Origin of the sequence: Streptomyces smyrnaeus, assembly GCF_017676345.1 — a bacterium.
Classification (GTDB): Bacteria; Actinomycetota; Actinomycetes; order Streptomycetales; family Streptomycetaceae; genus Streptomyces; species Streptomyces smyrnaeus.
This window is the reverse complement of the sequence record NZ_JAFFZM010000028.1, coordinates 1-13762: the sequence shown is the minus strand read 5'-3', so window position 1 is coordinate 13762 and position 13762 is coordinate 1. Positions and strand designations below refer to the sequence as shown.

Annotated in this window: 15 protein-coding genes; 6 read left to right on the top strand and 9 right to left on the bottom strand. The window is 72.1% G+C overall.

Features of this window, described 5'->3' with window-relative positions:
* Positions 1-106 precede the first annotated feature (106 nt).
* Complete coding sequence (locus JW613_RS31380; RefSeq protein WP_209214259.1) at positions 107-2365, top strand: putative bifunctional diguanylate cyclase/phosphodiesterase; 2259 nt, start codon at positions 107-109, stop codon at positions 2363-2365.
* 92 nt (positions 2366-2457) lie between these two features.
* Here JW613_RS31380 and JW613_RS31375 read toward each other — a convergent pair whose 3' ends face one another.
* From JW613_RS31375 to JW613_RS31355, 5 genes are read right to left on the bottom strand one after another with little or no spacing between them, the layout of a single operon-like run.
* Positions 2458-3516, bottom strand: coding sequence for a serine hydrolase domain-containing protein (locus JW613_RS31375; protein ID WP_209214258.1), 1059 nt, complete (start codon positions 3514-3516; stop codon positions 2458-2460).
* Positions 3513-4442: a DUF6895 family protein gene (locus JW613_RS31370; RefSeq protein ID WP_209214257.1), complete on the bottom strand. Its 930-nt coding sequence runs from the start codon at positions 4440-4442 to the stop codon at positions 3513-3515. The genes JW613_RS31375 and JW613_RS31370 overlap by 4 nt, the downstream gene beginning before the upstream one ends.
* Positions 4439-5470: a DUF6895 family protein gene (locus tag JW613_RS31365; protein ID WP_307866120.1), complete on the bottom strand. Its 1032-nt coding sequence runs from the start codon at positions 5468-5470 to the stop codon at positions 4439-4441. The genes JW613_RS31370 and JW613_RS31365 overlap by 4 nt, the downstream gene beginning before the upstream one ends.
* Positions 5467-6141: a hypothetical protein gene (locus JW613_RS31360; protein ID WP_209214256.1), complete on the bottom strand. Its 675-nt coding sequence runs from the start codon at positions 6139-6141 to the stop codon at positions 5467-5469. The genes JW613_RS31365 and JW613_RS31360 overlap by 4 nt, the downstream gene beginning before the upstream one ends.
* A gap of 40 nt (positions 6142-6181) precedes the next feature.
* A complete protein-coding gene (locus JW613_RS31355) occupies positions 6182-6367 on the bottom strand; it encodes a hypothetical protein (RefSeq protein WP_245226601.1) in 186 nt (61 codons plus the stop codon).
* Between the two features lie 240 nt (positions 6368-6607).
* Here JW613_RS31355 and gatC point away from each other — a divergent pair, with 240 nt between their 5' ends.
* The 4 genes from gatC to gatB are packed head-to-tail and all read left to right on the top strand — an operon-like array spanning position 6608 to position 10189.
* On the top strand, positions 6608-6907 hold the full coding sequence (gene gatC, locus JW613_RS31350; RefSeq protein WP_209214255.1) for an Asp-tRNA(Asn)/Glu-tRNA(Gln) amidotransferase subunit GatC: 300 nt from the start codon (positions 6608-6610) through the stop codon (positions 6905-6907).
* A 5-nt stretch (positions 6908-6912) separates the two neighbouring features.
* Entirely contained in the window at positions 6913-8409 is a 1497-nt protein-coding gene (gatA, locus tag JW613_RS31345; protein WP_209214254.1) for an Asp-tRNA(Asn)/Glu-tRNA(Gln) amidotransferase subunit GatA, read from the top strand.
* Positions 8406-8648: a hypothetical protein gene (locus tag JW613_RS31340; RefSeq protein WP_099884477.1), complete on the top strand. Its 243-nt coding sequence runs from the start codon at positions 8406-8408 to the stop codon at positions 8646-8648. The genes gatA and JW613_RS31340 overlap by 4 nt, the downstream gene beginning before the upstream one ends.
* Positions 8649-8680: 32 nt before the next feature.
* Positions 8681-10189: an Asp-tRNA(Asn)/Glu-tRNA(Gln) amidotransferase subunit GatB gene (gatB, locus tag JW613_RS31335; RefSeq protein ID WP_209214253.1), complete on the top strand. Its 1509-nt coding sequence runs from the start codon at positions 8681-8683 to the stop codon at positions 10187-10189.
* Positions 10190-10311: 122 nt separating this feature from the next.
* Here gatB and JW613_RS31330 read toward each other — a convergent pair whose 3' ends face one another.
* Positions 10312-11283: an MBL fold metallo-hydrolase gene (locus tag JW613_RS31330; RefSeq protein WP_209214252.1), complete on the bottom strand. Its 972-nt coding sequence runs from the start codon at positions 11281-11283 to the stop codon at positions 10312-10314.
* A 105-nt stretch (positions 11284-11388) separates the two neighbouring features.
* Here JW613_RS31330 and JW613_RS31325 point away from each other — a divergent pair, with 105 nt between their 5' ends.
* Positions 11389-11823, top strand: coding sequence for a DoxX family protein (locus tag JW613_RS31325; RefSeq protein WP_209214251.1), 435 nt, complete (start codon positions 11389-11391; stop codon positions 11821-11823).
* A gap of 12 nt (positions 11824-11835) precedes the next feature.
* Here the strand turns inward: JW613_RS31325 and JW613_RS31320 are convergent, their stop codons facing one another.
* The 3 genes from JW613_RS31320 to JW613_RS31310 all read right to left on the bottom strand — a co-directional run bounded on the left by JW613_RS31320 (position 11836) and on the right by JW613_RS31310 (position 13750).
* A complete protein-coding gene (locus JW613_RS31320; protein WP_245226600.1) occupies positions 11836-12003 on the bottom strand; it encodes a DUF397 domain-containing protein in 168 nt (55 codons plus the stop codon).
* Between the two features lie 276 nt (positions 12004-12279).
* Complete coding sequence (locus tag JW613_RS31315; RefSeq protein ID WP_209214249.1) at positions 12280-13032, bottom strand: AIM24 family protein; 753 nt, start codon at positions 13030-13032, stop codon at positions 12280-12282.
* 31 nt (positions 13033-13063) lie between these two features.
* Positions 13064-13750 (bottom strand): AIM24 family protein, encoded by a 687-nt coding sequence (locus tag JW613_RS31310; RefSeq protein WP_209214303.1) that lies wholly within the window; start codon positions 13748-13750, stop codon positions 13064-13066.
* Positions 13751-13762: the final 12 nt, after the last annotated feature.

The following is a 13762-nucleotide window of genomic DNA, read 5'->3' as shown; positions in this document are numbered from 1 at the left end:
GGCAACAGCGGCCGATCGCTGCCCCTGCGCCCAGGCAGCGGCCTACTGTTGACATAGACGCCTGTCGTGGCGAGGGCAGGCGTGGACGGCTGCGAGAGGGACCAGGATGCTGGATTTCTCCGGGGGATCCAGGCCCCCGTTCTCCCGCCTGCCCTCGGACGGCACCCGGGGCGGGGCTGGGCGAGACGCCAGGGCGGGCAGGTCCGGGGGCAGGGCGGCGAGCAGGGGCGCTCGTGCGCCCGGCGGCGGGGGCACCGGCAGTGGGCCCGGCGGTGGGGCGAGCGGCGGCGGATCCGGCGGGACCGAAGAAGCCCACTGGCTCCACCGGCTGGTCGCGCTGCGCCCGCCGCTGCTGCCCGTGCTGGCCGTGGCCGCCGCCGCGCTGGCGCTGGCCGCGGGTGTCGCCCGGGTGCTGTCACGGGGCCACGCGCTCTTCCCCGGTGGCGCGGCCGGCTGGTCGTTCGCGCTCCTCACCGGCTGCGTGGTGGCGCACCTGGTCACCATGAGCCGGGACCGCTGGTGGGGCGGCACGGGCTCGGGGCCCGCGCTCACACTGGCGATCCTGCTGCTGCACGGCTGGGTGCCCGCGCTGCTCGTCAGCCTCGCCGTCGTCGTCCTGGTCGGTGCGGCCCGCCGGACCAAGTGGCGGCAGGCGTGCGTGCACGGCGCCGTCGACATCCTCGGTATCGGCGCCGCCGGACTGGCTCTCACGCTGTGCGGCGTGCACCCGTCGGTCGAGCACCCGTGGCGGCCCGACACCTGGTCGGCGACGGCAGCCGCGGCCGTGCCCTTGGCGGCCGGCGTCTATCTGCTGGTGACCCGGGCGCTCCAGTGGTTCTGCTTCGCCCCGCGCACCCGGGGGCTGCCCTCCGCGCTGCGCACCGCGCTGGTCCGGCAGGGGCTGGTGGCCGTGGCGCTGTTGGGCATCGCACCGCTCATCGTCGTCGTCGCCGTCCACAAGCCGCCGCTGCTCCCGCTGTTCGCCATTCCGCTGATCGCGCTCGACTCCACGCTGCGCATCGCCCGCGCCCGTGCCGAGGAACAGCTGCGGGATCCGCTCACCGGGCTGCCCAACCGGCTGTGGCTGCTGGAGCGCGCCTGGGCGGCGCTGGACGAGGCCGAACGCACCTCGACCCGCTCCGCGCTGGTCCTGATCGACCTCGACCGGTTCCGCTCCGTCAACGACACCCTCGGCCACCTGGCAGGCGACCGGCTGCTGCTCCAGATCGCCGAGCGGCTGCGGGCCGCACTGCCGCGCGGCGCCGAGGCGGCCCGGCTCGGCGGGGACGAGTTCGCCGTGCTGCTGCCCGTCGCCGACTCCACGACCAGCGCCCAGCGGATCGCGCGCAGCCTGGTCTCCGCGCTCAGCTCCCCGCTCGACCTGGACGGGCTGACGCTGGTGCTGGAGGCCAGCGCGGGCGTCGCCGTCTTCCCGGAGCACGCCACCGAGGCCGAGGGGCTGTTGCGCCGGGCCGATGTGGCCATGTACGAGGCCAAGCGGGACCGCACGGCCGTGGAGGTCTACGAGGCCACCCGGGACGGCAACACCCCCGACCGCCTCGGGCTGCTGGCCGATCTGCGGCGCGCGCTCGACGCGGGCGAGGTCGAGCTGCACTACCAGCCGAAGGTCGGCTTCGACGGCACCGTCTCCGGGCTGGAGGCGCTGGTGCGGTGGGCGCACCCCGAGCGGGGCCGGGTTCCCCCGGACGAGTTCATCGCCATCGCCGAGACCTCCGGACTGATGCCGCGGCTGACCGAGTACGTGCTGGAGACCGCACTCGCCCAGGTGGCCGTCTGGCGTTCCGGCGGGCTGACGGTGCCGGTCGCCGTCAACGTCTCGCCGCGCGATGTCCACTCGCCCGGCTTCGCGGGCGCCGTTGCCGCCCGGCTGGCCCGGCACGGGGTGCCGCCCGGCGCGCTGCAGCTGGAGATCACCGAGCATGTGCTGCTGGAGGACCCGCAGCAGGCCGCCGACACCCTGGCCGGGCTGACCGGGCACGGCGTCAAGATGTCGCTGGACGACTTCGGGACGGGCTACTCCTCGCTGGTCCACCTGCGGCGGCTCCCGGTGAGCGAGCTGAAGATCGACCGGTCGTTCGTGGCGCGGCTGGCGGTGGACACCGAGGACGCGGAGATCGTGCGGTGCACCGTCGATCTCGCGCACTCGCTGGGGCTGCTGGTGGTCGCCGAGGGCGTCGAGGACGACGAGACGTGGGAGCGGTTGCGGGACCTGGGGTGCGACGCGGTGCAGGGCTGGCTGGTGGCCGCGGCCATGCCGCCCGGCGAGACGACCGCGTGGCTGCGGGCGCGGGAGGTGCCGGCGGCCCGCTCCGTATCGTCCGGGCCGCCCGCGCGGACCCCGTAGCGTCCCCGCGCCCCGAACAGGCGCGGGCCGCCCGCAGCCTGCGGACGGCGGTGCGGGGCGGCCCCTTCTCAGCACATGGGAGGGGGCACCGTTCAGCGGTCCTCCTCGGCCAACGCGTACAGCAACTCATACGCGACCGGCACCAGTCGGCAGGCCCGGGACCAGCGGGTGGCCACCGCCGCAACGCCGACGCCGGATGCCGGATGGTATCCGGCGAACGCCTGCTGCCCGAACGTCGCGCCGGCGTGGAAGAGGATCGGCCCGCCCGGCGCCGGGTGCTGGAACCAGGTGAGGGTGTGCGTCTCGCCACGCCTGCCGCCGCGGTGCAGCTGCGGCTCCTGCACCTCCTTCAGCGGCCCGCTCAGCGGGGTGCCGGCGGGGTGCAGATGGGCCTCCAGATAGCTGAGCATGTCGTGCGGGGTGGCCCGGACGGCCCCGGCGGCGGCGAACGCGCCCATGTCGGTGGGGGGAAGCGGGCTGCGGCCGTTCGCACGGTGCCCCACGGCGTCCGCACCCACCGGGCCCGGCCCCAGCGTGGTGCCGGTCAGCCCGAGGGGCCGCAGCACCCGGGTGCCCAGCAGCGCCGGATAGGCGGCCGAGCCCGCCCGGGCCAGCGCGGAGCCCAGCAGCGCGACGCCGAAGTTGGAGTAGTTCCAGCGGCGTCCCGCCGGGTGCCGGGGCCGGGTGGTGGCGAAGGCACGTAGCAGGCGCTCGGTGTCGTAGCGGGCGTAGCCGCTGTGGCGCGGACGCAGCAGTGCCCCGGGGAGCAGGTCGCGCGGAATCCGGGGCAGCCCCGAGGTGTGGGTGGCCAGATGGCGCAGTGCGATGCGGCGGGAGGCCGGGTGCGGCAGTCGCAGCGTGCGCGGCAGATGGGCGGCCAGCCGGTCGTCCTGGGTCAGCAGCCCCTCGGCGGCCAGTGCGGCCATCAGCAGCACGGTGAACGTCTTGGACAGCGAGCCCAACTCGTAGCGCAGCGCCTCGCGCGGGGTCGCGGGCTCGGGCGCCCGGCCACCGGTCACCACGGTGCGCCTGCCGCCGCGGGTGACGCCGAGCACCACGTCGGGCGCTTCGATGCGGGCCGCCTCCAGGGTGATCCGGTCCCGCAGCGCCGCCTCGGAGCCGGTTGTCCGCACCGGCAGCAGCGTCTTCATACGCCGCCCGCCGACAGCGAGCGGGAGGTGGCCATGGCCGATGCGAACGCGGCGACCAGCGTGGGGTGGTGCACGATGTCGAAGACGTCGGACGGGTCGCCCTGGGGCATCCGGCCGTGCACCGGCATCGCCCCGGACTCGGCCTGCGCCGCCGCGTACGGCTCCCACAGCTGCCCGTCCAGCCCGGGGCGCGGCAGACAGGCGTCGACGATGAGGAGTTCGCCCAGCAGGTCCCAGTGTTCGAGTTCGGCCCAGTCCGCCGCCCAGGCCGGCAGATACAGCTCCAGATACTCGGCGAGCGGCGCCGGGATGCCCTCCGGGTTCTCGCCCCAGTTGGTGAGGTGGAAGACCGTGTGCGTGATGTCGTAGGCGATGTGCAGATGCACCGTCCACGGCTCGGGGCGTCGGCCGAGCCAGGTGGCTGCGAGCGCCTCGGCGAAGTCGCCGCTGGGCGTCAGACCCATCCTGCGTTCCGCGTTGAGGACGCCCAGCCGGCGTGTCGGGGCCATTTCCAGCGCCTGCCAGGTGGCGGTGCGCCGGGGTGTCTCCAGCGCGGCCTCCAGGCCGGGGTGCCGGTAGCCCAGTTCGTGGAAGACCGCGTAGATCTCCAGGGACACGGGCGAGAAGGGCTCGTTGTGCTGGTGCATGGCCAGCACGCCGCCGCCGTCCAGCAGCTCCCGCCAGGCGAAGTCCAGCAGCGATCCGGCACGGGCGCGCTGCCGGCCGCCCGCCACTCCCTCGCGGAAGAGCATCCGCATGTTGATCGCCAGTTCGCCGATCGGCTTGAGGCGTTCGACCAGCGTGTCTCCCCGCGCCAGGTCCGCCTCGGTCAGCCGGAAGTGGTCGCGGTGGGCGTCGAGCCAGCTCAGCGCGCGGTCACCGACGGTGTGCAGCAGCGCGGGGGGAGCGGGAGTCGTCACGGTCATCCGGTGGCCTCGCTCTCGGGGTTCGCGTTCGCGGTCGGGTTCGCGCTCGCGCTCACGTTCGTCGCCGCGTTCGCGCATGGGTGCGCGCCGCGGGCCAGGGTGCCGGCGAAGGCCAGCACCAGGGTGGAGTGGTAGCAGGCGAAGAAGACATCGGTGGCGCCGGTGCCGGGCGGGGGCGGATCGCCCTGCTCGGGGAGGGCGCCGTCCGCCGTCCTGGCTCCGGCCAGCCGCTGCCAGGCCACCGGGTCGAACGGTGCGTCGGGCAGGCAGGCGGTCACGGCCAGCAGCTCGCCCACCAGGTCCCACACCCGCTCGTCCAGCCAGCTGTCCACCCACGCGGGCAGCCACAGCCGCAGATACTCCGCCGACGCCGGGGGGAGCCGGGTCCGGTCGCGGCCCCAGTCGGTGAGGTGGAAGACGTCGTGGGTGAGGCCGTAGGCGGTCCTGCACTCCAGCAGCCAGGGCTCCGGCAGCCGGCCCAGCCCGGTGTGGGCCAGCACCGCGTCGAAGTCGGCGTGCGGCGGCAGCCCGATCCGGGTCTCGGCGTTGAGCACCGACAGCGTCCGGGTGTGGTCCTCGCGCGCCACCCGCCAGCCGCGCAGCGCGGTCGTGGTCCGCACCAGTGCGTCGACGGCGGTGTTGCGCAGCCCGGCCCGGGCGAAGACGCCGTACAGCTCCACGGGGTAGGCGGCCTGCGGTTCGCCCCTGATCAGCTCGGTGAACAGGTCCCCCTCGCGGGTCTCCTCCCAGGCGTGGGAGAACAGTCGTTCCGCTTGGGCGCGCAGGGCGGGCAGCGGGTGGCAGGCCGCGATCAGCGCCGACAGCTCGGCGAGTTCGCCGAGCGGTTTGAGGGTCAGGTTCGGGTCGGCGGTGGTGGAGGCGTCCGGGGGCAGGCGGAAGCGCTCGCGGTTGCGCTCCGCCCAGCCCAGGGCCTCGCGCACCAGGGTGTCGAGGAGCTCCGCGTCCGCGTCCCCTCCTGCCCCGGCTGTCGGACGCCGCTGTGGAGCCGCCTGGCGCGCGGTGGTCACCGGCCCCGTCCGAAGAAGCGCTGGGCGGCGGTGACGTGGATGGCGACCCGGGGGTCGTCGCTCATCTGCCGTACGAAGCGCAGCCCGCTGTCCAGCCCGAGGGTGGGCGGGGTCTGCGGCAGCCTGGCCAGCCACCGGCCCAGTCCGGCCGACTGGTGCCAGTCGCGGCGGCGCACCGCGCGGACGAAGCCGCGGGCCAGGTCCTCGGTGCGGCCGGCCAGCCGGTCGGTGAGGTCGAGGGCGAGTCCGGGCAGCGCCAGCGACGCCAGCTGGGAGACCCGGTGGGACAGCCGGGGCCAGGGTTCGGTGTCGAGCCAGTCGTCCCCCGGCTCGGGCGGGGACGGCCAGCGCGTGGTGTGGGCGGGCAGGAACGCGCGGGAGGCTTCCACCAGCCCGTGGTAGCTCCAGGCCGAAACCGCCGAGGTGTCACCGGTGGGCGGGAACGCGGTGAGGGCCTCGCGCACCATGGCCGCGTCCGCGTTCCCCGCGCCGTCGGCGCCGGGGTGGCCGTCCAGCGCGTACGGGGCGAGCGCGTCGGCGCCCAGCACCCGTACCGCGGCGGGTGCCAGGGCGTCCTCCTGCCGCAGGATCCTCGAGAGCGCATAGGGATCGCCCTCGCCGCGGAGGGCAAGGGCGATCTCGGATGCGGCATCAGCGATGACCGCGCTCAAGGCGGCTGCTCCCTGTGCCTGATCCGTCAAGACGGCCCCCTCACTTGGTGTCCGTCTTGGGGCGGGGGGTCGGGGGCGAGACGAGCAGCAGGCCGAGCAGCAGGGCCGCGCCCGCGCACTCGCGGGAGTCGCGGAAGACGCCGTCCGGCTCGGGGGCGCTCATCAGGTCTTCCACTTCGGCGGCCAGCGCCGAGGTGTCGGGCTGGACAGTGCGATCCATAGGCATACGATCACTCCTTTTCCTCTCGGGAACAGCCTCTATCGTGAGCGCCTACCCATAAGTGCGCAATTCGGGGCATTCCGGGCAAGAGGCAACGTCTCTGACCAGGCGCGACGCGCCCGCCCCGGTGCGAACGGCGGTGTGTCCCGAGTCGGGGGACCCGGGCGCGAAAGCCAGTCCCGGGCAGTCGGAGGCGCCCCATAGGATTGGGGCGGACCATCCGACACTCACCCAGAGGACCGCTGCATGCCTGGCATCTCGCGCGAGGAGGTCGCCCACCTCGCGAAGCTGGCGCGCCTGGAGCTGAAGGACGAAGAGCTCGATCACTTCGCCGGACAGCTCGACGACATCATCGGCGCGGTAGCCGCCGTCTCCGAGGTCGCCGACGACGCTGACGTACCGCCGACCTCCCACCCGCTCCCGCTCACCAACGTCATGCGACCGGACGAGGTCCGTGAGTCGCTGACCCCGCAGCAGGCGCTCTCCGGCGCCCCGGCGCAGGAGCAGCAGCGTTTCAAGGTGCCGCAGATCCTGGGAGAGGAGTGACCGGGATGGCCGGTGAACTGATCAAGCTGACCGCCGCCGAACTGGCGGCGAAGATCGCAAGCGGTGAGGTCACCGCCGTCGAGGCGGCCGAGGCCCACCTGGCCCGGATCGAGGCCGTGGACGAGAAGGTCAACGCCTTCCTCCACGTCGATCGCGAGGGGGCGCTCGCGCAGGCCCGCGAGGTCGACGCCAAGCGGGAGCGCGGCGAGAAGCTGGGCCCGCTGGCGGGCGTACCGCTCGCGCTCAAGGACCTGTTCACCACCGAGGGTGTGCCGACCACCGCGGGGTCGAAGATCCTGGAGGGCTGGATCCCGCCGTACGACGCGACGGTCACCAAGCGCCTCAAGGACGCCGACGTCGTCCTGCTCGGCAAGACCAACATGGACGAGTTCGCCATGGGGTCCTCCACCGAGAACAGCGCGTACGGACCGACGGCCAACCCCTGGGACCTGACCCGGATCCCGGGCGGTTCCGGCGGTGGCTCGGCCGCCTCGCTCGCCGCTTACATGGCACCGCTGGCCATCGGCACGGACACCGGCGGCTCGATCCGCCAGCCGGCCGCGGTCACCGGCACGGTCGGCGTGAAGCCGACGTACGGCGGCGTCTCCCGCTACGGCATGATCGCCTTCTCCTCCTCCCTGGACCAGGGCGGACCGTGTGCCCGCACGGTGCTGGACACGGCGCTGCTGCACAGCGTCATCGCGGGCCACGACGAGAAGGACTCGACCTCCATCGCCCAGCCGGTGCCCGACATCGTGGCGGCGGCCCGCAACGGCTCCGCCGAGGGGATGCGCGTCGGTGTCGTGCAGGAGTTCCGCGGCGAGGGCTACCAGCCCGGGGTGATGCAGCGCTTCGACGAGTCGGTGGAGCTGCTGCGCGAGCTGGGCGCCGAGATCGTGGAGCTGTCCTGCCCGTCGTTCACCAAGGCGCTGCCGGCCTACTACCTGATCGCCCCGTCCGAGTGCTCCTCGAACCTGGCCCGGTTCGACGCCATGCGCTACGGCATGCGCGTCGGGGACGACGGCACCCACTCGGCCGAGGAGGTCACGGCACTGACCCGCGAGGCCGGCTTCGGCGACGAGGTCAAGCGCCGCGTCATGCTGGGCACCTATGCGCTCAGCTCGGGCTACTACGACGCCTACTACGGCTCGGCGCAGAAGGTACGTACGCTGATCACCCGGGACTTCGAGAAGGCGTTCGAGCAGGTGGACGTGGTGGTTTCACCGACCACGCCCACCACCGCCTTCCCGATCGGCGAGCGCGTCGACGACCCGATGGCGATGTATCTCGCCGACGTATGCACACTCCCGTCCAACCTGGCGGGCAACTCCGCCATGTCCATCCCGTGCGGGCTCGCGCCGGAGGACGGGCTCCCGGTGGGGCTGCAGATCGTCGCCCCCGCCATGGCCGATGACAGGCTCTACCGTGTCGGTGCGGCTCTGGAAGCCGCCTTCCAGGCACGTTGGGGTCACCCGCTGCTAGAGGAGGCACCGTCGCTGTGAGTTCGAAGCTGCAGAAGGCCAAGGGGTTCAAGAAGTCCAGGACCGGGCTCTACTTCTCGATCGCCACGTCGCTCATCGGCGTCCCCGGCACCGTCAAGCGCGCCAAGGAGGCCAAGAAGGAAGGGGACACGCTGCAGCTGATCGATGTGGCGGTCTCCGCGGCAGGCATCGTCACGGGTGTGGTGCTGCTCGTACGCGAGCTGCGGCGCCTGGACAGCGACGACATCCTCTCCGACTGACGCGGGGCAGAGGGCAGAAAGGTAAGTTTTCCGTGACCGTCACCGAACTGGTGTCGTACGACGAGGCGCTGGCCTCCTACGACCCCGTGATGGGCCTCGAGGTCCACGTCGAGCTCGGCACCAGGACCAAGATGTTCTGCGGCTGCTCGACCGAGCTGGGCGCCGAGGCCAACAGCCAGGTCTGCCCGACCTGTCTGGGCCTGCCCGGCGCGCTGCCCGTCGTCAACAAGGCGGGCGTGGAGTCCGCCATCCGTATCGGCCTCGCGCTCAACTGCCGGATCGCCGACTGGTGCCGCTTCGCCCGGAAGAACTACTTCTATCCGGACATGCCGAAGAACTTCCAGACCTCCCAGTACGACGAGCCGATCGCCTTCGACGGCTATCTGGACGTCCAGCTGGAGGACGGCGAGGTCTTCCGCGTCGAGATCGAGCGCGCCCATATGGAGGAGGACACCGGCAAGTCCACCCACGTGGGCGGGGCGACCGGGCGTATCCACGGCGCCTCGCACTCGCTGCTGGACTACAACCGCGCCGGCATCCCGCTCATCGAGATCGTCACCAAGCCGATCGTGGGCGCCGGCGAACGGGCCCCCGAGGTCGCCAAGGCGTACGTCGCCGAGCTGCGCGAGCTCATCAAGGCGCTCGGCGTCTCCGAGGCCCGGATGGAGATGGGCCAGATGCGCTGCGACGTCAACCTCTCGCTGCGCCCCCGGGGCACCGAGAAGTTCGGCACCCGCAGCGAGACGAAGAACGTCAACTCGCTGCGCAGCGTCGAGCGTGCGGCCCGGTTCGAGATCCAGCGGCACGCCGCCGTGCTCTCGTCCGGCGGCACGATCATCCAGGAGACCCGGCACTTCCACGAGGACGACGGCTCCACCACCTCGGGCCGGGTCAAGGAGGAGGCGGAGGACTACCGCTACTTCCCCGAGCCCGACCTGGTGCCCGTCGCGCCCTCGCGCGAGTGGGTCGAGGAGCTGCGCGGCACGCTCCCGGAGCTGCCCCGGGTGCGGCGGATGCGGCTGCGCGAGGAGTGGGGCATCTCCGAGCACGAGATGCAGTCGGTGCTCAACGCGGGTGCGGTCGACCCGATCGTTGCCACCGTGGACGCGGGCGCGCCCGCCGACCAGGCACGCAAGTGGTGGATGGGCGAGCTGGCCCGCCGTGCCAACGAGGACGGCGTCGAGCTGACCGCACTGCCCATCACCCCCGAGCAGGTCGCCCGGATCTGCGCGCTGGTCGCCGAGGGCTCGCTGAACGACAAGCTCGCCCGGCAGACCATCGAGGGCGTGCTGGCCGGTGAGGGCGGCCCGGACGAGGTCGTCGAGAAGCGCGGCCTCAAGATCGTCTCCGACGAGGGCGCGCTCGGTACGGCCGTGGACGAGGCCATCGCCGGCAACCCGGACATCGCCGAGAAGGTGCGCGGCGGCAAGATCCAGGCTGCCGGTGCGCTGGTCGGCGCCGTCATGAAGGCCACCAGGGGTCAGGCTGACGCGGCCCGCGCCCGCGAGATGATCCTGGAGAAGCTGGGCGTGGAGGGCTGACGCCTCAAGGGGCTGAGGCCTCGCGGGGCTGCGCCCTCGCGGGGGTGACGCCTCGTCGGCGTGAGCCCTGCTGAATGAGCACGGGTGGGGTACCGGATCGTTCCGGTACCCCACCCGTGCTCTCAGGCCGGACGCCGCTGGTCGGCGAAGGCCACCATTTCGGGCAGTACGGCGGCTATCGGCTCGGGGTCCGTACCGTCCAGATGCCGGTACTCGGTGCCGACGGTCACCACCAGCCGCTCCACCAGCCCGAGCTCGGGCCACCGGCCTTCCTCGGCTATCGCGCGTGCCGCCTCGACGGCGGACACCCCGCGCGCGTGCAACTCGTGCGCCCGCTCTCGTACGTGTTCGAGATAGCCGACGTGCGAGCGCAGCCCCGCCGGGTCGAGCACGGGTCCGTGCCCCGGCACGATCGTCTCGGCCCCGCCGGCCAGCACCCTCTCGCACGCCTGGATGACATTCTCCAACGGCCCCGCCCAGTGCACCGCATGGTCGCCGGGCTCCTCGGGCGTCGAGGCGAAGACGATGTCGCCGGTGAACACGGTGCCGTGGTCGGGCAGCTGAACGACCAGATCCCCGGTGGTGTGCGCGGACGGCAGGCTGGTCAGCACCACCGGATGCCCGCCCACGGTCAGCTCCAGCTCCCCCTCGAACACGGTCGTCGGCGCGACGACCCGGGTACGGGACCAGTCGAAGTGCCCGAAGTGTTCGGCGAGATAACTGCCGACCGGCGACTGCCGGCCCGTCCCCTCGATCAACTCCCGCATCTGCTGCGGACTCGGCTCCACCTCGATGTGGTGCCGGGCCTCACGGGTGGCGATCACTTCGGCACCCGGCAGTACGTCGGCACCCCACAAATGGTCCCCGTTGGCATGGGTGACCGCGATCCGCGCCGGCTCACCGCCGCCCAGCACCTGACGGGACGCCGCGCGGAACGACTCGGCCAGCGGCCGGTCGTACGGCGTATCGATCCACAGCCCCTCTCCGTCCCCCACCAGCAGCCCGCAGTTGGCGAGCCCCCATCCGCGCTGCGGCGGCTTCCAGAGATACAGACCGTCACCGAGTACACGAAGGGAGGAAGGAGAGAGTGCCATGCGTTCGATTATCCAGTGCGGAGTTTGGTCAGCACCGATGAGTTCCTGTGCCGAGGGCGGTCTGTCCTTGCAAGAGCCGCATCACACCCCATGAAGGAGACCGCGATGACCGAGACCTGTGCCGCCGCCCCCGTTGCCGCCGCAGGAGAGGGCGCCCGCCGCCGGCGCAGCGAGATCGCGGCGAAGGTCCTCACCGTGCTGCTCGCCCTCTTCCTCGGCGCGGCCAGCGGAGCGCCCAAGCTGTTCCGGGCCGAGGCCGCAGTGGAGCCCTTCGACAAGATCGGCTGGGGCGACTGGTTCATGTACACCGTCGGCTCGCTGGAGGTCCTGGGTGCCGTCGCCCTGCTGGTACCGATCCTCTCCGGGGCCGCCGCACTGGCCTTCATCGGACTGATGGTCGGCGCCACCGTCTTCAATCTGACCGTGCTCGAAGCCCCTGAGGCCGTGATCACGACCGCCCTGGTGTCCGCTCTCCTCGCCTACATCGCCCGCTCCCGCCGCGCCCACACCGCCCAACTTCTCCGCCGTCTGCGCCGGTGACTCCGTCAGGCCCTACCTGATGTGACCGACAAACCGTGCCCACGCCTCGTACCCGAACACGAGCGTGGGCCGGTCCGCGTCCAGCCGCTGTTTGGTGTCCCGTACGGGGACGGTGCGGGGGAGGTTGGTGGCGACCTCGACGCACTCGTCGCGGTCGTCGCTGTAGCTGCTGGTGCGCAAGGCGGGAACCGCTACCGCCGAGCGATTCCCTCGCTTTGATCCACTGAGTAGCACAGGAATATCGCTCATGATTCAGCTCGACACCTTCAGAAGGCGCGGCGGCCCGACCCGGGTGACTACTTCCTCAGCTCGCGGACGAGGTGAGCCTTGCCGTACTGGCCTCGGTGCCGTCCTACAAGAAGTGGCTGGATACGACGGAAGAGGCATTGAGGCTCAAGAACTACGGGTGAAGGGGGCCGGTGGTCACCGGCCCCCTTCACCATGAGTGGCAGACCCTCAGTTGCTGAAGATGTTGCCCTGGTTCTGGCCGCGGGCGCCCTGGCCGCCCATGCCGTACTGGGCGGCCAGGCCGCCGCCGATCTGGGCGTTCTGCGGCGGGAGCAGCTCGCTGGGCTGGACGAGGGCATAGCCCTGGCCCATGAAGGAGAGCTCCCAGCCCTCGCCGGTGCTGCCGCGGCGGCGCCAGACGCCCTGGGAGGAGGTCTGGGCCTGCATCTGGACGCGCAGACCGGTGGACCAGGCGACGACCGCGTCCGCGTCGGCGTTGACGTAGGTGTCCGGGGTGACGTCCAGCAGCAGCGGCTGGCCCGAGGTCATCAGCGCCACCTTGCCCTGACCGGTGATGTTGAGGTTGTAGGCACCGGTGCCGGAGATGCCGAACTGGCTGTCCACGGAGATGATCTCGTGGTGCAGGGTGGAGTCCATGGCCAGGACGTACGAGGCGTCGACGGTGAGGCCGTCGCGGTCGACGTCCACCACATGCACGTACTGCGCCAGATTGGCGAGGAAGACCGTCCCCTGACCGGAGCAGCGCATCAGCGGCAGCTGCTCGCGGGCCGGGCCCCGGCGCCGGCCCTGCCCCTGGAACTCGGCGTCGAACTCCAGCAGCCCCTGGTAGGCGACCATGGCGCCCTTGCGGGCCAGCACATCGTCGTGACCGGTCAGCTGCACCCGCAGCAGTTGCGGATTCTGCACCGCGTAGCGGTCCTGCGTCTGGACCTCGGCGTATCCGAAGAGCGTACTCTGCACGGCTGTTCTCCCTTTCCCCGTCGGCTTCCCGTCAGCCCCGGACCCGGATGCGGTCCGTGCTGTCCTCGCTCGGCTGGACGACCACGAAGCCCTGCCCGGAGAACGCGATCTGGTACGCCTCACCGCTGCCCCGGCCGATGAGTGCCCCGGCCTTCATGCTGCGCTTGCCCTTCATCTTCAGACCGCTGGACCAGGCCACCAGCGCGTCCGGGTCCACATACGTCTCGTCCTCACCGTGCCCGCAGTCGACGACCACCGGGGTGCCGCGCGAGGTCAGGGCGACCCAGCCGGTACCGCGGATGCCGACGTTGAACAGTCCCTGGCCCGCGAACTTGGCGAGCCCCTTGACCCGCTCGACGCCCCACTGCAGGTGGGCGTCGAAGGCGAGGAGGTTGGTGCCGTTGACCGAAAGCGACTCCTCGTTGAGATTGACGCACACCACGTCGGCGCCGTAGTCGGCCAGATAGAGCAGGCCGTCGCCGCGGCAGAGCATCAGCGGGTTCTGCTCGCCGGTCAGCCACTGCGAGGCCATCTGGCGGACGGCGGGCGGATTGGCCTCGTACTGCACGAAGCCCTCGTAGGCGACCATCGAGCCGGGCCGGGCGAACAGGTCCCGGCCCGACTGCATGGCCACCTTGACCATGTGGGACCCGTGGTTCTGCATACGTGCTGCCACGGGAGCGGGCGCGTAGCCCGCGAGTGGTGCCGGCTGGTTCATGACGGGCTCCCC